This is a genomic window from Nocardioides sp. SYSU D00065 (assembly GCF_017916425.1).
Classification (GTDB): Bacteria; Actinomycetota; Actinomycetes; order Propionibacteriales; family Nocardioidaceae; genus Nocardioides.
On the sequence record NZ_JAFMSX010000001.1, the window covers coordinates 118,790 to 138,225 of the forward strand.

Annotated in this window: 18 protein-coding genes; 4 read left to right on the forward strand and 14 right to left on the reverse strand. The window is 71.9% G+C overall.

All coding sequences use genetic code 11. The annotated features are described in order from the left end of the window. Positions 1–44 precede the first annotated feature (44 nt). The 13 genes from J3P41_RS00635 to uvrA form a co-directional block, all read right to left on the reverse strand. A complete protein-coding gene (locus J3P41_RS00635; RefSeq protein ID WP_210443289.1) occupies positions 45–1,034 on the reverse strand; it encodes a type IV toxin-antitoxin system AbiEi family antitoxin domain-containing protein in 990 nt (329 codons plus the stop codon). A 149-nt stretch (positions 1,035–1,183) separates the two neighbouring features. Continuing rightward, on the reverse strand, positions 1,184–1,543 hold the full coding sequence (locus J3P41_RS00640) for an RNA polymerase-binding protein RbpA (protein ID WP_210443290.1): 360 nt from the start codon (positions 1,541–1,543) through the stop codon (positions 1,184–1,186). A gap of 30 nt (positions 1,544–1,573) precedes the next feature. Then, positions 1,574–1,813, reverse strand: coding sequence for a preprotein translocase subunit SecG (gene secG, locus J3P41_RS00645; protein WP_210443291.1), 240 nt, complete (start codon positions 1,811–1,813; stop codon positions 1,574–1,576). A gap of 43 nt (positions 1,814–1,856) precedes the next feature. Further along, positions 1,857–2,627: a triose-phosphate isomerase gene (gene tpiA / locus J3P41_RS00650; protein WP_246861520.1), complete on the reverse strand. Its 771-nt coding sequence runs from the start codon at positions 2,625–2,627 to the stop codon at positions 1,857–1,859. Between the two features lie 36 nt (positions 2,628–2,663). Next, the gene (pgk, locus tag J3P41_RS00655) at positions 2,664–3,893 is read right to left on the reverse strand and encodes a phosphoglycerate kinase (RefSeq protein WP_210443293.1); all 1,230 of its coding nucleotides are present in this window, start codon (positions 3,891–3,893) and stop codon (positions 2,664–2,666) included. Between the two features lie 4 nt (positions 3,894–3,897). Beyond that, entirely contained in the window at positions 3,898–4,893 is a 996-nt protein-coding gene (gene gap, locus J3P41_RS00660) for a type I glyceraldehyde-3-phosphate dehydrogenase (RefSeq protein ID WP_210443294.1), read from the reverse strand. A 181-nt stretch (positions 4,894–5,074) separates the two neighbouring features. Next, positions 5,075–6,061 carry a DNA-binding protein WhiA gene (gene whiA, locus J3P41_RS00665; RefSeq protein WP_210443295.1) on the reverse strand — a complete coding sequence of 329 codons (987 nt, stop codon included), beginning with the start codon at positions 6,059–6,061 and terminating at the stop codon, positions 5,075–5,077. Between the two features lie 64 nt (positions 6,062–6,125). Continuing rightward, a complete protein-coding gene (yvcK, locus tag J3P41_RS00670; protein WP_307861765.1) occupies positions 6,126–7,094 on the reverse strand; it encodes a uridine diphosphate-N-acetylglucosamine-binding protein YvcK in 969 nt (322 codons plus the stop codon). A gap of 1 nt (position 7,095) precedes the next feature. Continuing rightward, on the reverse strand, positions 7,096–7,965 hold the full coding sequence (gene rapZ / locus J3P41_RS00675) for an RNase adapter RapZ (RefSeq protein ID WP_210443296.1): 870 nt from the start codon (positions 7,963–7,965) through the stop codon (positions 7,096–7,098). Then, positions 7,965–9,959, reverse strand: a complete 1,995-nt coding sequence (gene uvrC / locus J3P41_RS00680; protein WP_210443297.1) for an excinuclease ABC subunit UvrC — start codon at positions 9,957–9,959, stop codon at positions 7,965–7,967. The genes rapZ and uvrC overlap by 1 nt, the downstream gene beginning before the upstream one ends. Before the next feature lie 63 nt (positions 9,960–10,022). Beyond that, positions 10,023–12,134 carry a hypothetical protein gene (locus J3P41_RS00685; RefSeq protein WP_210443298.1) on the reverse strand — a complete coding sequence of 704 codons (2,112 nt, stop codon included), beginning with the start codon at positions 12,132–12,134 and terminating at the stop codon, positions 10,023–10,025. A gap of 167 nt (positions 12,135–12,301) precedes the next feature. Next, entirely contained in the window at positions 12,302–12,763 is a 462-nt protein-coding gene (locus J3P41_RS00690) for a Rieske (2Fe-2S) protein (RefSeq protein WP_210443299.1), read from the reverse strand. Positions 12,764–12,848: 85 nt separating this feature from the next. Next, positions 12,849–15,872 (reverse strand): excinuclease ABC subunit UvrA, encoded by a 3,024-nt coding sequence (gene uvrA / locus J3P41_RS00695; RefSeq protein WP_210443300.1) that lies wholly within the window; start codon positions 15,870–15,872, stop codon positions 12,849–12,851. Positions 15,873–16,031: 159 nt separating this feature from the next. Here uvrA and J3P41_RS00700 point away from each other — a divergent pair, with 159 nt between their 5' ends. The 3 genes from J3P41_RS00700 to J3P41_RS19090 are packed head-to-tail and all read left to right on the forward strand — an operon-like array spanning position 16,032 to position 18,137. Beyond that, on the forward strand, positions 16,032–16,736 hold the full coding sequence (locus J3P41_RS00700; protein WP_210443301.1) for a maleylpyruvate isomerase family mycothiol-dependent enzyme: 705 nt from the start codon (positions 16,032–16,034) through the stop codon (positions 16,734–16,736). Continuing rightward, positions 16,730–17,425, forward strand: coding sequence for an MBL fold metallo-hydrolase (locus J3P41_RS00705; protein ID WP_210443302.1), 696 nt, complete (start codon positions 16,730–16,732; stop codon positions 17,423–17,425). Before J3P41_RS00700 ends, J3P41_RS00705 begins: the two co-directional genes overlap by 7 nt. A gap of 31 nt (positions 17,426–17,456) precedes the next feature. Next, positions 17,457–18,137, forward strand: a complete 681-nt coding sequence (locus J3P41_RS19090) for a thioredoxin domain-containing protein (protein ID WP_210443303.1) — start codon at positions 17,457–17,459, stop codon at positions 18,135–18,137. 9 nt (positions 18,138–18,146) lie between these two features. Here the strand turns inward: J3P41_RS19090 and J3P41_RS00715 are convergent, their stop codons facing one another. Beyond that, on the reverse strand, positions 18,147–18,719 hold the full coding sequence (locus J3P41_RS00715; RefSeq protein WP_210443304.1) for a cytochrome b/b6 domain-containing protein: 573 nt from the start codon (positions 18,717–18,719) through the stop codon (positions 18,147–18,149). A 75-nt stretch (positions 18,720–18,794) separates the two neighbouring features. On the opposite strand from J3P41_RS00715, the gene J3P41_RS00720 reads away from it, so the two are divergent. Continuing rightward, on the forward strand, positions 18,795–19,436 hold the full coding sequence (locus J3P41_RS00720; protein ID WP_210443305.1) for a sulfotransferase family 2 domain-containing protein: 642 nt from the start codon (positions 18,795–18,797) through the stop codon (positions 19,434–19,436).

Here is a 19,436-nt window from a genome sequence, read left to right on the forward strand (position 1 = left end):
GCAGTTCCTCGCGCTGGGGGCCGCCGATCGGGCAGTTCCTCGCGCTACCGGGCCAGGTCGACGTACGTCGTCTGACGCATGCCCAGCGACGCACGGGCCTGCTCGTACCCGTGGCGCAGCCGGTGGCCCGCCGCCAGCTCTGCGCCGTACACGTCCTCCCGCATGAACACCTCCATGTGCCAGCACCGCTCCCGGCTCAGCCAGGCGAGGCGGCGTTCGTCGGCGACTCGGTCGGCCTCGGTGTGGAACTCCTCGCCGTAGTACTCCGCTCCGAAGCGGACCTCGCGGTCGCCGACGTCGATGCGGTACCGGGGTGCGCCGTCGTCGCCGTGCACCCAGACCTGCGTCTCCGGCCAGGCCGGGATGCCCGACTCGTGCCAGTGCAGCCGCAGCGCGCTCTCCGGGGGCGACTCGGCGCCGGCATCACTGATCGCCGCGAGATGACGAAGCTGCACGACACCGCGGAACCCCTTGAAGCGTTCGACCTCGTGCACGAGCTCGTCGCGGTCGACGCCGTGACGCAGGAAACCGTCGACGGCGGCGAGCGCGTCGTACCTCCAGAGCAGGCGGCCCAGGTCGCACGCGGTACGGAGCGCGGTGGTGACGGCGAGTGGTCCGAGCTGCTCGACGTCGCGGGGCCGGAGCTCTCGGATCCCGCTGGCCACGCCGGCGCGGCGTACGCGGCTCCCGTCGCGGCTGTAGAGGTCGAGCGCCGGCATCGCCCGGATCGCGGTGCGCGGCAGCGCATCCACCCCGTGGATCCAGGCGGCGGTGCGGTCGACCACGACCACGTGCGGCGGTGTCACGAGGGCGACGGCCGCCACCCGGAGCCGGAAGGAGTCCGGCACCTGCGAGGCGACGTACACCCCACGCACCAGCGGCCGCAGCAGCCCGCGAGCCACCAGCTTGTGCCGCAGCGCAGCCGGTACGCCGCACGCGTCGGCGTCGCGCGCGGTGAAGGGTCGGTCGATCGGGACGGGTGCCCGCGCGTCGAGGAGCACGACGTCGCGGCACCAGGGCGGCATGAGGGGCATGTCGCGACGATGCCCGACATCAGCCGCCCGCCGCGCAACTCATCCACAGGCTCCCTGCGCCCAGCGCGAGGAGGCGCCCGGTCGGGGCTCTCCAGCGCGAGGAGGCGCCCAGTCGGCGCTCCCCAGCGCGAGGAGGCGCCCGGTCGGGATCAGAAGATGATCTCGCCGGCCTTGCGACGGCTGCGCAGCAGGGCGACGGCCTCGTCGAGGATGTCGGCGGCCTCGGTCTCGCTGCGACGCTCCTTCACGTAGGCCAGGTGCGTCTTGTAGGGCTCGATCTTCGGCGCCGGGGGCGGGTTCTCGCTGTCCAGGCTGGCGGGCAGGCCGCACTTGGGGCAGTCCCACGACTCGGGGGCCGACGCCTCGATCGCGAACGTCACCACCGAGCGGTGGTCATGACTGCAGAAGTAGGTGACCGTCTGCCGCGGCGCGGCCTCGCCGCGCTCGGCCTCACCCATCGGTCCGGCGCCGACCCGACTACCGCGGATCGCGTTTCCACCACCAGCCACGAGGACTCCTTGTCGAGACTCAGAAGGGGGTCAGTTGCCCTGGTAGGCCATGAGGAGGCCCAGGGCGACGACGCAGGCAAACCAGATGACGCCGATGCCGATCGTGAACCGATCGAGGTTGCGCTCCGCCACCGACGACCCGCCCAGGCTGCTGGAGACCCCTCCGCCGAACATGTCGGACAGGCCGCCACCGCGGCCCTTGTGGAGCAGCACCAGCAGGATCATGATCGCGCTCGAGATGACGAGCAGGACGGTGAAGAGCAGAATCACGAGCGGAAGCCTACGTCACGTCCGGGCGAACCGGTGCGTGCCCTCACAGCACCGGCATGTCGTAGAACCGGCAGATGCCGCCGAACTCGTCGACCTGCAGGCTGGCCCCGCCCACGAGGCACCCGTCGACGTCCGCCTTGTCCATGATCCCGCCGACGTTGGCGGCCTTCACCGACCCGCCGTAGAGGATTCGCAGGCCCTCGGCGGCCGCGTCGCCGTGCACCTCGCGCACCCGCTCGCGGATCGCCGAGCAGACCTCCTGCGCGTCGTCGGGAGTCGCCACCTCACCGGTGCCGATCGCCCACACCGGCTCGTAGGCCACGACCAGGCCGGCGACCCGTTCGGCGGTGAAGCCGTCGAGCGAGCCGTCGACCTGCGACAGCGTGAAGGGCACGTGCTCGCCCGCCTGCCGTACGTCGAGGCCCTCGCCGACACACACGATGGGGGTCATCTCAGCGTGCAGCGCCTTGTGCGCCTTGGCGTTGACGAGCTCGTCGCTCTCCCCGTGGTACATCCGGCGCTCGGAGTGCCCGACCACGACGTAGGAGCAACCCAGCTTGGCGAGCATGCCCGCCGAGATCTCGCCGGTGTAGGCGCCCTCGTCGTGCACCGAGACGTCCTGGGCGCCGTAGCGGATCGCGAGGCGGTCGCCGTCGACGAGCGTCTGCACGGAGCGGAGGTCGGTGAACGGCGGCACCACGACCACCTCGACCTTGCCGAAGTCGTGCCGCTTGTCTGCCAGCGTCCAGGCGAGCTTCTGGACCAGCACCACCGCCTCTTGGTGGTTGAGGTTCATCTTCCAGTTGCCCGCCATCAGCGGGGTACGGGTCTTTGCGGAGCCAGCCACGTGTCAGTCCTTCTCGAGTACGGCGATGCCCGGGAGCTCCTTGCCCTCCAGGAACTCCAGCGACGCGCCACCGCCGGTGGAGATGTGGCCGAACGCTGCCTCGTCGAAGCCCAGCTGCCGCACGGCCGCGGCGGAGTCGCCACCGCCGACGACGGACAGGCCGTCGACCTCGGTGAGTGCCTGGGCGACGGCGCGGGTGCCGTCGGCGAAGGCGTCCACCTCGAACACGCCCATCGGACCGTTCCAGAACACCGTGCGCGCGTCCGCCAGCGCCGCCGCGAACGCGGCGGCCGACTCCGGGCCGATGTCGAGCCCGAGCGCGTCGGCGGGGATCTCCGAGGCGGGCACGACGCGCGGCTGCGGGTCGCGCTCGCCCGAGGGGAACTCGGTGTCGACGACGACGTCCGTCGGCAGCACGATCTCGACGCCGCGATCCGCTGCCTCGGTGAGGTAGCGCCTGCACGTGTCGAGCTGGTCGTCCTCGAGCAGGCTCCTGCCGACCTCGTGGCCCTGGGCCTTGAGGAAGGTGAACACCATGCCGCCACCGATGAGCAGCCGGTCGGCCTTGTCGATGAGGTTGTCGATCACGCCGAGCTTGTCCGACACCTTCGAGCCGCCGAGGACGACGACGTAGGGCCGGTCGGGGTGCTCGGTGAGCCGGCGCAGCACGTCGACCTCCGCCGCGACCAGGCCGCCCATCGCGGACGGCAGCCGGAGCGCGACGTCGTACACGCTGGCCTGCTTGCGGTGGACCACGCCGAACCCGTCGGAGACGAAGGCGTCGGCGAGCGCTGCGAGCTCGTCGGCGAAGGCGCCGCGGACGGCCTCGTCCTTGCTGGTCTCGCCGGCGTTGAAGCGGACGTTCTCCAGCACCGCCACGTCGCCGTCGCCCAGCGCGGCCACGGTCTCGGTGGCGCTCGCTCCGACGGTGTCGGCGGCGAAGGCGACCGGCCGCCCGAGCAGCTCGGACAGCCGGTCGGCGACCGGCTTCAGCGAGTATGCCGGGTCCGGCTTGCCGTCCGGGCGGCCCAGGTGGGCGGTGACGACCACCCGGGCACCCGCGTCGGACAGCTGGCGGATCGTCGGCACGCTCGCGCGGATGCGGCCGTCGTCGGTGATCCGGACCTCTGCGGTCCCGGCGCCGTCGAGGGGCACGTTGAGGTCCGAGCGGACCAGGACGCGCTTGCCCCCCAGGTCGCCGAGCGAGGCGATGCCTGCGTCGATGTCGGACATCGGGTCAGAGCGTCTCGCCGATGTAGGTGATCAGGTCCGCGAGGCGGTTGGAGTAGCCCCACTCGTTGTCGTACCAGCCGACGACCTTGACCTGGTTGCCGATGACCTTCGTCAGCGGCGCGTCGAAGATGCACGACGCGGGGTCGGTGACGATGTCGCTGGAGACGATCGGGTCGGTGGAGTAGCGCAGGTAGCGGCCGTCGGCGGCCTTCTCGATCGCGGCGTTGACCTCCTCGACGGAGGTCTCGCGGCCGGCCTCGAAGGTGAGGTCGGTGGCGGAGCCGGTGGGCACCGGGACGCGCAGCGCGTAGCCGTCGAGCTTGCCCTTGAGCTCGGGCAGGACCAGGCCGATCGCCTTGGCGGCGCCCGTCGAGGTCGGGACCACGTTGAGGGCGGCGGCACGAGCGCGGCGCGGGTCCTTGTGGATGTTGTCCTGGAGGTTCTGGTCGGCGGTGTAGGCGTGCACCGTGGTCATCAGGCCCTTGACGATGGTGAACTCCTCGTGGAGCGCCTTCGCCATCGGAGCCAGGCAGTTGGTGGTGCACGAGGCGTTGGAGATCACCGTGTGCGCGGCCGGGTCGTAGAGCTCGTGGTTGACGCCCATCACCACGGTGATGTCCTCGTTGGAGGCCGGAGCGGAGATGATGACCTTCTTGGCACCCGCCTCGACGTGGGCGCGGGCCTTGGTCGCGTCGGTGAAGAAGCCGGTGGACTCGACGACGACGTCGGCGCCGATCTCGCCCCACTTGAGGGCGGACGGGTCGCGCTCGGCGAAGGCGTGGATCGTCTGGTCGCCGACCTTGATCGAGGACTCGTCGCTCGACACGTCGGCGTCGAGGCGGCCCAGGATCGAGTCGAACTTGAGCAGGTGGGCGAGGGAGGCGTTGTCGGTCAGGTCGTTGACGCCGACGATCTCGATGTCGGCGCCGGAGGCGCGCACGGCGCGGAAGAAGTTGCGGCCGATGCGGCCGAAGCCGTTGATGCCTACGCGGACGGTCATGTTCATCTCTCCTCGGTGTGGGGCCTTCGGTGACCCCGTTGACGACACTGGCCTTCGGTGACCAGCGCTTCCGACCCTAGCGGGTCCGCACCCGGGTCAGGAGGACGGTCGCCCGCCGTACGGACAGGTAACTGTGGATCGATCCAAGAACGTCACCGCACGGTCACGTCCCGGTCACCGCTCACGCGTCCTCGGCGAGCATCTCCGGCGTCAGCGACGCCTCGGTGTCGGGGATGCCGAGCTCCTCGGCGCGCTTGTCGGCCATCGCCAGCAGCCGGCGGATCCGGCCGGCGATGGCGTCCTTGGTCAGCACGGGGTCGTGCAGCTGGCCGAGCTCCTCGAGCGAGGCCTGCTTGTGCTCCAGCCGGAGGTGGCCGGCCTGGCGCAGGTGGTCGGGGATCTCCTCGCCGAGGATCTCCAGGGCGCGCTCGACGCGGGCTCCCGCTGCGACTGCGGCCCGGGCCGAGCGGCGCAGGTTGGCGTCGTCGAAGTTCGCGAGGCGGTTGGCGGTCGCGCGGACCTCGCGGCGCATCCGCCGCTCCTCCCACGCCATCAGCGACTCGTGGGCCCCGAGCCGGGTGAGCAGCGCACCGATGGCGTCGCCATCGCGGATCACGACCCGGTCGACGCCGCGCACCTCACGGGCCTTGGCGGAGATCCCAAGACGCCGGGCGACGCCGACGATCGCCAGGGCGGCCTCGGGGCCCGGGCAGGTGATCTCGAGCGACGACGAGCGTCCGGGCTCGGTCAGCGACCCGTGCGCGAGGAAGGCGCCGCGCCACGCTGCGACGGCGTCGCAGCCACCGCCGCTGACGACGCCCGGCGGAAGACCCCGCACGGGACGCCCGCGCTGGTCGAGCAGCCCCGTCTGCCGGGCGAGGGCCTCGCCGTCCTTGGTGACGCGCACGATGTAGCGGCTGCCCTTGCGGATGCCGTTGCCCTGCACCATCACGACGTCGGAGGGGTGGCCGTACACCTCCGCGATGTCCTTGCGCAGCCGGCGCGCGGCGGCGCCGGTGTCCAGCTCGGCCTCGACGACGATGCGACCGCTGACGATGTGCAGGCCGCCGGCGAAGCGGAGCATGGAGGCCACCTCGGCCTTGCGGCAGCAGGTCTTCGTGATCTGGGTGGAGGCGAGCTCTGCCTTGACCTGTGCCGTCATTGCCATGGCCCGAATCCTCCCACGGTGGTCAACAACCCTCGTCGCCCTCCCCGAGGTGCGAGCGGGCCGCTCAACCCTCGTCCACGATGCGCCGGAAGGCGGCCGCCAGACGGTCGGGGTCGTGGCGGGGCTCGCCGGGCACGGCGATGTCCTCGACCACGAGCCGGGCCCCGCGGGCGGCGACCGCCCGCTCGAGCTGGTCGCGGTCGCCGGCCAGCGTCGAGGGGTCGACCAGCACGGCGTGCACCGTCAGGTCCGGGGCGTGCTCGAAGAGGGCGGCGAGGTGGTCCTCGGGCCCGAAGCCGGTCGTCTCCCCCGCCTGCGCCTCGAGGTTGAGCACCACCACGAGTCGGCCGGTGGTGTCGGCGAGCGCGCGCCGCAGGCCCGGGACCATCAGGTGCGGGATGACCGAGCTGAACCACGAGCCCGGCCCGAGCACGACCCACTCGGCAGCCAGGATCGCCTCGACGGCCTCCTCGCACGCCTGCGGGTCCGCGGGCACGAGGGCGACGGACTCGATCCGGCCCGCGGCGGTCGCGACCTCCACCTGGCCGCGTACGACGCTCACCGCGCCCGGGTCCGCACCGTCGCCGCCGCGCACCCGTGCGGTGATGTCCATCGGTGTCGTCGCCATCGGCAGCACCCGCCCGTGGGCGCCGAGCAGCCGGCCCACCCAGTCCAGGCCCCGGACGTGGTCGCCCATCAGCTCCCAGAGGCCCACGATCAGGAGGTTGCCGACGACGTGGCCGTTCATCTCGCCCTGGCCGGCGAAGCGGTGCTGGACGACGTCGGCCCAGGTCCGGCCCCACTCGTCGTCGCCGCACAGCGCGGCGAGGGCCATCCGCAGGTCGCCGGGAGGCAGCACGCCGAACTCGTCGCGCAGCCGCCCGGACGAGCCGCCGTTGTCCGCGACGGTCACCACCGCGGTCAGCTCGTCGATGGTGAGGTCGTCGTGGAGGCGGCGCAGCGCCGACAGCGTCGCCGCCAGCCCGTGCCCGCCGCCCAGGGCCACCGCGGCCTGGGCGGTCTCGCGGGCCACGTCACTCCCTGCCGAGGTCGCGGTGGGCGGTGCTCACGTCGTAGCCGTCCTGGCGGAGGAGCTCCGCGACCGCCTCCGACATCGCGACGCTGCGGTGCTTGCCGCCGGTGCAGCCGACCGCGACCTGCATGAACCGCTTGCCCTCGACGAGGTAGCCCTCGGCGACCGTCCTCAGGACGGGGAGGTACTGGGTGAGGAAGGTCCCCGCGTCCGGCTGGGCCAGCACGTAGGCGGCGACGTCGGGGTCGCGACCGTTCTGCGGGCGCAGCTCGGGGACCCAGTGCGGGTTGGGCAGGAACCGCATGTCCGCCACCCAGTCGGCGTCGACCGGGATGCCGTACTTGAACCCGAAGCTGATCACGGTGATCTTCAGCCGGGTCGAGGCCGCGGTGCCGAACAGCTCCGCGATGCGGTCCTGGAGCTGGTGAACGTTGTAGCTCGAGGTGTCGAGCAGGACGTCGGCGTCGCCGCGGAGGTCGGCCATCACCTCGCGCTCGCGGCGCAGGCCGTGCAGCAGCCGGCCGCCACCTTGCAGGGGGTGCGGGCGGCGCGCGGCCTCCTGGCGTCGCACGAGGACCTCGTCGGTGGCCTCGAGGAACAGCAGCGTCGTCGGGCGGCCCGTGACCTGCTGGTGCCGGTTGGCCTGCAGGGAGTCGAAGAACGAGCCGGACCGCACGTCCACCACGACCGCGATCGGCTGGTGCATGCCGCGGCTGTCGTCGACGAGCCGCACCACGTCGCGCACCAGGGTGGGCGGCAGGTTGTCGACCACGAAGTAGCCGAGGTCCTCCAGCTCCTTGGCGGCCGTGCTGCGACCGGCGCCGGTCATGCCGGTGACGATCACCAGCTCGCCGGGGGTCGGCTCGTCCATCAGTCGTCCTCCATGATCTCGCCGGTGGCGGTGTTGATCGTCGGCGTCCTGGCCGCAGTCTTGCGGGTGGCGTCGGCCTTGGCGACGGCATCCTTGATCGCGGTCGCGGTGCGGGGACCGATGCCGGGCACCAGCGCGATCGCGTCGACGTCGGCCTCGCGCAGCTTCTTGAGCGAGCCGAAGTGCTTGAGCAGCGTCTTGCGCCGCACCTCGCCGAGCCCCGGCACGTCGTCCAGCATGCTCTCGACCATCGACTTCGAGCGGCGGTTGCGGTGGTGGTTGATCGCGAATCGGTGCGCCTCGTCGCGGATCCGCTGCAGGAGGTAGAGACCCTCGCTGGTGCGGGCCATGATCACCGGGTCCTCCTCCCCCGGCAGCCACACCTCCTCGAGCCGCTTGGCCAGCCCGCACACCGGGACGTCGTTGAGGCCCAGCTCGGCCAGCGCCTGCTGTGCCGCCGCCACCTGGGGCGGGCCGCCGTCGACGACCACGAGCGCCGGGGCGTACGCGAACTTGCGGGGGCGTCCGGTCTCCGGGTCCACCAGCATCGGGCCGGAGTCGGTGGCGACCGTCTGGCTCCTCGCCTGCTCGTCGAGCAGGCGGCGGAACCGCCGGGTGATGACCTCGTGCATCGAGGCGACGTCGTTCTGCCCGTCGACGCCGCGGATCACGAACCGGCGGTACTCCGACTTGCGCGCCAGGCCGTCCTCGAAGACGACCATCGAGGCGACGACCTCCGTGCCCTGGAGGTTGGACACGTCGTAGCACTCGATGCGCAGCGGCACCTCGTCGAGCGCCAGCGCCTGCTGGATCTCCTCCAGCGCCCGGTTGCGGGTGGTGAGGTCGCTGGCGCGCTTGGTCTTGTGCAGCGCGAGCGCCTGGGCGGCGTTGGTCGCCACCGTCTGCTGCAGGTCGCGCTTGTCGCCGCGCTGCGGCACCCGGATGGCGACCCTGCTCCCCCGCCGCTCGGTGAGCAGCTCCTCCAGGACGTCGTGGTCGGGCGGGAGCGCCGGCACCAGCACCTCGCGCGGGATCGAGTCCCGCCCCTCGTCGGCGCTGACGCCGCCGTAGAGCTGGAGCAGGAAGTCCTGCACGAGCTCGGGCGTGCCGCCCTCGTCGGTGCGGTCGGCGACCCAGCCGCGCTGCCCGCGGATGCGCCCGCCGCGGACGTAGAAGATCTGCACGGCGACCTCGAGCGGGTCCTCGGCGAGCGCGATGACGTCGGCGTCGGTGCCGTCGCCGAGCACGACCGCCTGCTTCTCCAGCGCCCGGTTGAGGGCGCCGAGGTCGTCGCGCAGGCGCGCGGCCTTCTCGAAGTCGAGCGCCTCGCTGGCGGCGTACATCTGGCGCTCGATGCGCCGGGTGAACGCCGTGGTGTTGCCGGCCATGAAGTCGCAGAAGTCGTCGACGATCGCCCGGTGCTCCTCGGGGGTGACGCTGCCGACGCACGGGGCCGAGCACTTGTCGATGTAGCCGAGCAGGCACGGCCGGCCGATCTGCGCGGACCGCTTGAAGACGCCGTTGCTGCACGAGCGCATCGGGAAGACCCGCAGCAGCAGGTCGACGGTCTCGCGGATCGCCCAGGCGTGGCTGTAGGGACCGAAGTAGCGGGTGCCCTTGCGCTTGGCCCCGCGGCCGACCATCACGCGCGGGAACTCCTCGCCCACGGTGACCGCGAGCCACGGGTAGGACTTGTCGTCGCGGTACTTGACGTTGAACCGCGGGTCGAACTCCTTGATCCAGCTGTACTCGAGCTGGAGCGCCTCGACCTCGGTGTCGACGACCGTCCACTCGACGCTCGCGCCCGTGGTGACCATGCTGGCCGTGCGCGGGTGGAGGTTGGAGATGTCCTGGAAATACGACGACAGCCGGGACCGCAGGCTCTTGGCCTTGCCGACGTAGATCACCCGGCCCTTGGCGTCGCGGAACCGGTAGACCCCCGGATTGGTCGGGATCGAGCCCGGCGCGGGTCGATAGGAGCTGGGGGATGCCACCCGCCAACCCTACGGGCGGCCCCCGACACCGGGGACCGCCCGGTCAGCCGACCGGAGTGCCGCTCAGCGCACCTTCTCCGGACGGGACTTCACGGTCGCCTTCTTGTAGCCCTTCTTCTTGCCCGTCACCTTGACGACGAGCTTCTTGCCACGCATGCCGCGGGTGACGACGAGCTTCTTCTTCGTCGCTCCCTTGACGGCCGACTTGCCGACGAACCACTGGTAGGTGAACTTCGTGCCGTTGGTCCAGCCGGGGGTCTTGGCGACCACCCGCTTGCCGACCCGGGCCTTGCCCGCGATCTTCGGACGCTTCGTGGCGAGGCGCCCGATGGTCACCTTGGCGGTCGAGCCGGACCGGGCGAAGGTCGACGTCGCGTAGCCCGCGGCGCGGGGGTACTCCGCCACCTGGATCGTCTTGCCGAGGTCCTTCGCCGTCAGCCGGTACGTCGGTCCGGTGGCGCCCTGGATGATCGTGCCGTTGCGGCTCCACTGGTACGTCGGTGCCAGGTCGGCGGGTCGCTCGGCGTAGTAGTTCACCCAGCTCAGGCCGAGGGCCGTCAGCGTCTGCCCGACCCGGGTCGTGCCGCTGACCTCCGGCGCCCGGCGCGCGCCCACGGCGTGCCAGCTAGCCGGCGCGACCGCCTGGCGGGCGGACTCCACCGTGCGCGGGTTGTGGCCCGGGGCGTACGCCGTCACGGCGACGCTGAGCGCCCCGCCCGCCATGGCGAGGCTCGGGCGGAACGTCCGCTCCTCCGCGTTGGCGATGGGCTGGCCGTTGAAGAGCCACTGGAACCGGTAGCCGGCGGGCGCCGGGCTGAAGCCGGAGACGCTCGCGGTCACGTCGCGCAGCGCGGTCGGCCCCGTCGTCACGGCGCTGCCGCCGGCGACGGTGGGCACGTTGGTGTTGCGGGCGACCGAGACCGTGCTGCCGTTGCCGGTCACCTTGAGCGTTCCGCTCGCGTTGGACCAGGTCTCGCCACCCGTCAGCACGCCGTCACCGCCGGCGGCGTGGAGGAAGGCGCCGCTCGACTCGTTCTCCCGCTCGATGGTGATGCCCGGTGCGTAGCTCTGGCCGTAACCGTAGTCTGTGAGGTTGCAGGCACTGGCGTAGCAGGTGCCGGCGTCGTTGCCCGTCGCGTTGCGGTAGTCCACGAAGTGGCGACGACCGTCGTCGGGGTCGATGAACACGACGCTGCGCAGCCCGCCGGCGGCCGAGCGGGCCGCCAGGGACCACGGCCCGCCGCCGTTGCTCGCGTCGACGACCTCGCCGGCGCCGACGATCCCCTGCTCCCAGCGGTAGACGGTGCCCAGCACGGGGCTGCGGTACTGGTTCGGAGCGGCGCCCATCACCTCGTAGGCGTCGCCGTACTCCTTCGCGATGTTGTTGGCGTGCTCCAGCCCGACGTTGTGCCCGAACTCGTGGTCGATCGTGGGCTGCGACTGGGGGCGGGCGCCGAAGATCATCGGTCCACCGCTGGCGAAGGACGCGCCGAGCCGGGCCCGGCCGGCGGTGACGTCGCTGCAGTTGGCCGGGACCACGATGACAAGGTGGTTGGGCGACCTGCCCGAGAAGTCCACCCCGGGGTATGCCTGCGCGGCGACGCTGTCCACGACGGCGGGGAAGTCGGCGCCACCCGCGCCGAGGCCGCAGCCTGCGCCCACCGAGCTGGCCGTCGTCGTCACCGGCGTGACGCCCGTGACCGTGGTCCACGACGGGATCATGCCGGCCGACTCCCGCACCCAGTACTGCTGCGAGGCGTCGATGTTCGCCAGGATCTGCTGGTCGCTGAGCCCGATGGTGCCGAAGTTGGTCACCTTGGCGACGTACGTCGTGTGGTTGGTTGGCCCCGGCGACGGCGCCGGGTGCGCGACCCGGGCACGGACCACCTCCATGGGTGCCGCCGACTGCGTCGCTCGCCGCAGCGTGCTGGCGCGCAGCGAGCCGGTCAGCGTCCGGCCGCTTCCCTCGCCCGGCACGGCGACCGTGCCGGTGAAGCGCGACAGCGGCTCGGCCTCGAAGCCGTCGGCGAGCTCGATGGTGCGCCCCGACGGCAGCAGCAGCGAGTAGCGGTCCGGCTGGCCGTTCTCGCCTGCCAGCACGATGACCGTGCCGGTGACCTCGACGGTGTCCCGCGACGCGCCGGCGGCCGGCGCCGCGCCGCCCTGCGTTGGCATGAGCAACGCCGCCGCGACGGCCGCGGCCGATGCGACGGCGGTGCGCGTTCGTACAGCCCTGATCAACATGTGGTGCTCCCCCGTCGTGCCCCCGGTTCGGGGCGTTCGGGGAGCATCATGGCGTATCGAGGCCCCGGAGGGCCTCGGAACCCCCGGCTCGGAACCGCTCAGGCGCGGGAGATGGAGTCGCCGTCGACGGTGATCTGCACCGCCTCCAGCGGAGCCGTGGCCGGCCCGGACAGCGGCGAGCCGTCCTCGAGCGAGAACTCGCTCGCGTGGCACGGGCACGGGATGACCCCGTCCGTGCTCGACTCGACCGCGCAGCCCAGGTGGGTGCAGATGGCCGAGAACGCCTTGAAGTCCCCCTCGGTCGGCTGGGTCACCACGACCTTCGCAGCGGCGACCACGAAGCAGCCGCCGACCGGCACGTCGGCAGCCCTCGCCAGGGTCGCGGCGCCGGAGCCCTCGCCGCCGGCGTCAGCGCTCGCGCTGGGGTCGGTCGTCGCGTCGCCGGACGTCGCCGGGTCGGTCGCGGTCGTGTCGTCCGAGCCGCAGGCGGCGAGGACGGGGACGCCGACGACGATCGCGGCGGTTCCGGACAGGGCACGTCGTCTGTTGATCACGGTCATGCCGTGACCCTAGCCAGCACACCTGTGAGGACCCTGTGACTACCACGACGTGCGGGTGACCGACGCCGCGGCGCCTCGCCGCCGACTACTCGGCAGGAGCCTTCTTGGCGGGAGCCTTGGTGGCGGCGGCCTTCTTGGCGGGAGCCTTCTCCGCCGCAGCCTTGGCGGTGGCCTTCGCGGTGGTCCTGCGCGCCGGTGCCGCAGCGGCGGCGGCCGAGGGACGCCGCGGCTTGCCCGGCTGCTGCGCGCCACGACCCTCGAGGATCGGCTTGAGGAAGGCCCCCGTGTGGCTCTCGGCCACCGCGGCCACCTCTTCCGGCGTGCCCTCGGCGACCACCGTGCCACCGCGCGAGCCGCCCTCGGGACCCATGTCGATCAGCCAGTCGGCGGTCTGGATGACGTCGAGGTTGTGCTCGATCACCAGCACGGTGTTGCCCTTGTCCACCAGCCCGGACAGGACGTGGAGCAGCTTGCGGATGTCCTCGAAGTGCAGCCCCGTGGTGGGCTCGTCGAGGACGTAGACCGTGCGGCCGGTGGACCGCTTCTGCAGCTCGCTTGCCAGCTTGACGCGCTGCGCCTCGCCACCCGAGAGCGTGGTGGCCGGCTGCCCCAGCCGGACGTAGCCCAGGCCGACCTCGCACAGCGTCTGCATGTGCCGCGAGATCGCCGGCACGGCGGCGAAGAAGTCGGCCGCCTCCTCGATGGGCATGTCGAGCACCTCGGCGATCGTCTTGCCCTTGTAGTGCACCTCCAGCGTCTCGCGGTTGTAGCGGGCGCCGTGGCAGACCTCGCACGGGACGTAGACGTCGGGCAGGAAGTTCATCTCGATCTTGATCGTGCCGTCACCGGAGCACGCCTCGCAGCGTCCGCCCTTGACGTTGAACGAGAAGCGGCCCTGCAGGTAGCCGCGCATCTTGGCCTCCGGCGTGGAGGCGAAGAGCCGGCGCACGTGGTCGAAGACGCCGGTGTAGGTGGCCGGGTTGGACCGAGGGGTGCGGCCGATCGGCGACTGGTCGACGTGGATGACCTTGTCGACGTGCTCGAGCCCGGTGATCTTCGTGTGCCGCCCGGGGACCGTGCGGGCGTTGTAGATCTGCTTGGCCAGCGAGGTGTAGAGGATGTCGTTGACCAGGGTCGACTTCCCGGAGCCGGAGACGCCGGTGACGGCGGTGAAGACGCCGAGCGGGAAGCTGACGTCGACGTTGCGCAGGTTGTGCTCGCGGGCGCCGTGCACGGTCAGCTCGCGCCCCTTGGTGCGCGGGCGGCGTACGGCGGGGATGGGGATCTCGCGCCGACCGCTGAGGTACTGGCCGGTCATCGAGTCCGGGTGGTTGAGCAGGTCCTCGACCGAGCCCGAGTGGACGACCTGGCCGCCGTGCTCACCGGCCCCCGGGCCGATGTCGACGACCCAGTCGGCCACTCGCACCGTGTCCTCGTCGTGCTCGACGACGATGAGGGTGTTGCCGAGGTCCTTGAGCCGCACCAGCGTCTCGATCAGCCGCTGGTTGTCGCGCTGGTGGAGACCGATCGAGGGCTCGTCGAGGACGTAGAGGACGCCGACCAGGCCGGCGCCGATCTGGGTCGCCAGCCGGATCCGCTGCGCCTCGCCGCCGGACAGCGAGCCGCTGGGCCGGTCGAGGGAGAGGTAGTCGAGGCCGACGTCGAGCAGGAACTGCAGCCGCTCCTGGATCTCCTTGAGGACGCGCTCGCCGATCTGGCGCTCGCGCACCGACAGGTCGAGCGTGCGGAGGTAGTGGGCGGCCTCGTTGATCGGCAGCGCGCACACCTCGGCGATGTTCTTGCCGCCCTGGTCGCGCGGGCCCAGGGTGACCGACACCGAGACCGGCTTGAGCCGCGTGCCGCGGCAGGTCGGGCACGGCACCTCGCGCATGAAGCCCTCGAAGCGCTCGCGGCTCGTGTCGGACTCGGCCTCGCGGTGGCGGCGCTCGACGTAGGGGCGTACGCCCTCGAACGCGGCGTAGTAGGCGCGCTGGCGGCCGTAGCGGTTGCGGGTGACGACGTGGACCTTGGTCTTGTGACCCTCGAGCAGCGAGGTCCGCGCCTTGGCGGGCAGCTGCTCCCAGGGGGTGTTGAGGTCGAAGCCGAGCTCCTCGCCGAGCGCGTTGACCAGACGGAGGAAGTAGTCGGCGACGTGGGCACCGCTCCACGGCGCGATGGCGCCCTCGCCGAGCGTCGCGCTCGGGTCGGGGACGACCAGCTCGGGGTCGACCTCCATCCGGGTGCCGAGACCCGAGCAGGCCGGGCACGCACCGAAGGGCGAGTTGAAGGAGAAGGAGCGCGGCTCGAGGTCGTCGGTGTCGATGGTGTGGTCGTTGGGGCACGCCATCTTCTCGGAGAACTTCATCTCCCGGCCCGGGTCGGCGGCATCGAGGTCGACGAAGTCGAAGACGACCAGCCCGCCGGCGAGGCCCAGGGCCGTCTCGACCGAGTCGGTGAGGCGGCGCTTGGACGACTCCTTGACCGCGAGGCGGTCGACGACCACCTCGATGGTGTGCTTGAGCTTCTTGTCGAGGACCGGCGGCTCGTCGAGCGAGTGGGTCTGACCGTCGACGCGCGCGCGGCTGAAGCCCTGCTGCTGCAGCTGGCGGAACAGCTCGACGTACTCGCCCTTGCGGCCCCGGATCACCGGTGCGAGCACCTGGAAGCGGCGTCCCTCCTCCAGGCCGAGGATGCGGTCGACGATCTGCTGGGGCGTCTGCCGCTCGATCGGCGCGCCGCAGGTCGGGCAGTGCGCGCGGCCGGCGCGGGCGTAGAGGAGGCGGAGGTAGTCGTAGACCTCCGTGATGGTGCCGACGGTGGAGCGAGGGTTCTTCGACGTGGACTTCTGGTCGATGCTGACCGCGGGGCTGAGGCCCTCGATGAAGTCGACGTCGGGCTTGTCCATCTGTCCGAGGAACTGACGGGCGTACGCCGACAGCGACTCGACGTAGCGACGCTGGCCCTCGGCGAAGATCGTGTCGAAGGCCAGGCTCGACTTGCCCGACCCGGACAGGCCCGTGAAGACGATGAGCGAGTCACGCGGGAGGTCGAGGGAGACGTCCTTGAGGTTGTGCTCCCGGGCGCCCCGGATGATCAGCTGGTCGGCCACTGTGCTTCCTCGATCTGGCGTAACGGTGGAGTCGAACACATGTTCGTCCCGGTGTCGCAGTCGGGTCAATCCGACGCGCCGCTCCACCATCTCACGCACCACCGACACCGGGTCCATCGTCCACCCGGCAGGGTGGACGGGAGGTGGCACGATGGGCACGTGACCGATGCGCGCCGCCCGACCCCGGACCTGATCGCCCGTGCGGATCGAGCGCTCGTCCGCACGGTCGACTCACTCTCGGACCACCAGTATGCCGAGGCGTCCCAACTGCCCGGCTGGACGCGTGCGCACGTCGTCGCCCACGTCGCACTCAACGCCGAGGGGCTGGCCGGCGTGCTCCACGGGGCGCACACGGGAGCGCCGGCACCGGTCTACGCCTCGGTCGAGGCGCGCGACGCCGACATCGAGGCGCTGGCCGCCGCGGGGCCGGGCGAGCTGCGCGAACGCCTGCTGGCCGCAACGTCGCGGTTCGCCGCTGCCCTCGACGCGATGCACGAGCAGGACTGGGACGGACGGTTCGAGCGGACGCCCGGCGGTCCCGTCGTCGCCCTGGTCAACGTCCCCCTGATGCGGCTGCGCGAGGTGGAGATCCACCACGTCGACCTCGACGCCGGATACTCCCCCGCCGACTGGCCGCGCGAGTTCTGCGTCCTGCTGCTCGCGTCCATGACCAAGCGCGACTATCCGGAGCCGTTCCTCGTCCGGCCCACCGACGTCGACGGCGAGTGGCGCTACGGCGAGGGTCCCGGCGGCCCCGTGGTCACCGGCCCGTCCGCCGCGCTGGGGTGGTGGCTGACCGGCCGCGGCTCCGGCGAGGGGCTCACCAGCGACAGCACAAGACTCCCGGAGGTACGGCCATGGTGAACGAGCACGCGAGCTACACCGGGGAGGTCGCGCCGGGCGGACCGCCCGCCGTACGCACCCTCGGGCCGCTGACCGTGACCAAGGTCGCGGTCGATCCCGAGATGTCGAACAACTGCTACCTCCTGCACTGCAAAGAGACCGACGACGTCGTGCTCGTCGACGCGGCCGCGGAGCCCGAGCGCCTGCTCGAGCTCGTCGGGGACCGCACGCTGTCCGCGATCGTCACGACCCACCAGCACTGGGACCACCACCGCGCGCTGGCCGCCGTCAAGGCCGCGCACCCGGGCGCCGTGGTCGTCGCCGGAGCGCCGGACGCCCCGGCGATCGAGGAGCAGACCGGGGTCCATGTGGACGCACGCGTGGGCGAGGGCGACCGGATCCCGGTCGGCAGCTGCACCCTCGAGGTCGTCCCGGTCGCCGGACACACGCCCGGCTCGATCTGCCTGCTGCTGGACGACCAGGCCGTCTCCGCCGCCCCGCACCTGTTCACCGGCGACTCGCTGTTCCCCGGCGGGGTCGGCGCGACGTTCGGCGACGCAGCGGCGTTCGCGCAGCTCATCGGTGAGGTCCAGACCAAGATCTTCGGCCGGCTGCCCGACGAGACCTGGTTCTACCCCGGCCACGGCAACGACGGCGTGCTGGGCGACGAGCGTCCCCACCTGTCCGAGTGGCGCTCACGCGGCTGGTGATGGCGTAGGGCCGGCGTGGCAGGCTGGAGTCATGAGCACCCGCGAGCTGACCCTGGCCGACTTCGAGCAGACCGTGAGTGGCGAGGGGATCGTCCTCGTCGACTTCTGGGCCTCTTGGTGCGGCCCGTGCCGCCAGTTCGCGCCCGTCTACGAGAAGGCGTCGCACGACAATCCCGACATCGTCTTCGGCAAGGTGGACACCGAGGCCGAGCAGCAGCTGAGCCAGATGGCGGCCATCACCTCGATCCCGACGCTGATGCTGTTCCGCGACGGGGTCCTGCTCTTCAACCAGGCCGGCGCGCTGCCGCCGCAGGCGCTCGCCGGCGTGATCCAGCAGGCGCGCGAGCTCGACATGGACGCCGTGCGCCAGGAGATGCAGGCCGCCCAGCAGGCCGCGGCCGACGGGCCGCAGGACGAGGTGGGCCTCGACGACTTCGCGGCGGCCCACAGCCAGGGGGCGTACGTCCTCGACGTGCGCGAGGCCGACGAGGTCGCCCGCGGACGGGTGCCCGGTGCCGTCCACATCCCGATGAACGAGGTGCCCGCCAGGGTCGCCGAGCTGCCCCGCGACACCCCCGTCTTCGTGATCTGCCAGAGCGGCGGACGCAGCCGTCAGGTCGTCGACCACCTCCGGGCGCAGGGCGTGCCGGCGGTCAACGTGGCCGGCGGCACCGGCGGCTGGGCACAGCGCGGGTGGCCGCTCGAGGCCTGACCGGGCCGGTCACACCATCCGGCGCAGGATCGCCGGGCGCAGATTGGTGAATAGGTGCGCGGCGAGGGCGACGAAGAACGCCACGTGCGCCCCGACGTGGAGGGGCAGCCAGGCGTCGTCTCCCGTGCCGACGAGCAGCAGGCCGCTCAGCGGCACCACGACGAGGAGCAGCAGCAGCGCCCGCTCGGTCCAGTGCACGAGCCTGCGATCTGCCGGCGAGAGGTGCTCGGACCACGGCGGCAGGCCGGCGACGCGACGCCAGACCGGGCGCACCACGCCGAGCGCCAGCACCGCGAGCCCGAGGAGCAGGTGCAGCTCGGCGAGGTCGAAGCCGCCTCCGACCAGGTCGTAGCCGTCGGCGCGGGCCTCGCACGCCTCCTCGAGCCGCTCCATCCGCTCCTCGGCCGCGTCGCTGGTGTCGCCGCCGCTGCGGTCCTCGCCCGGCGGGTCGCAGTCCCCGTCGAGGTCGAGGGCGTAGCCGACCGCGAACTGCGCGGCCAGGGCGACGACGGTCAGCCAGTGCAGCACCTTCTGGGACCGGCGGTAGCCCCGGGCTGCGGCGGTCGTCGCGGTGGTGGACACGCCCCGATGCTAGGGCCGCGACACGGGGCTCCGGCACCGCGCGGGAGGCGCCGGAGCGTGGGATAGCCTCGGCGCGTGCTGATCAGCGACTCCCGGCAGGTCCTCTTCGTCCACGTCCCGAAGACGGGCGGCGTGTCGGTCGAGGAGACGGTGAAGGAGGCCTGCCCGGACGCCCGCAAGGCGCGCCCGGCGCTGGGCCGGCACGCGACCCTCGGCAAGATCCTCAAGCACGAGCCGCAGGTCCTCGACTACTGGACGTTCGGGTTCGTCCGCAACCCGTGGGCCCGGATGGTGTCGTGGTACTCGATGATCACCGCCTGGGACCGCCGGCACGGTCCTTCGAGCGGCAAGCCGCAGGACGTCAAGCACAACTCCATGCGCGACGGCAACGACATGTGGCGCGCCGCCGCGGCGTACTCCGGCTTCGACGAGTTCGTGATGCGCGGGACCGAGGAGCTCCCCCGGGTCGGCACGCCGCAGATCACCTACCTGCGCGCGCCGCGGTTCAACCGCGAGGTCGACTTCGTCGGCCGCACCGAGAACTTCGTCGAGGACCTGCAGCGGGTCCAGGTCCAGCTGGGCCTCGAGCCCACTGTCCCGCCGCACAAGAACAAGTCCAAGCACGGCACCTACCACGACTACTACACCGACGAGACCCGCCGACGCGTCGCCGAGGTCTACGCCGAGGACATCGAGCTGTTCGGCTACACCTACTGA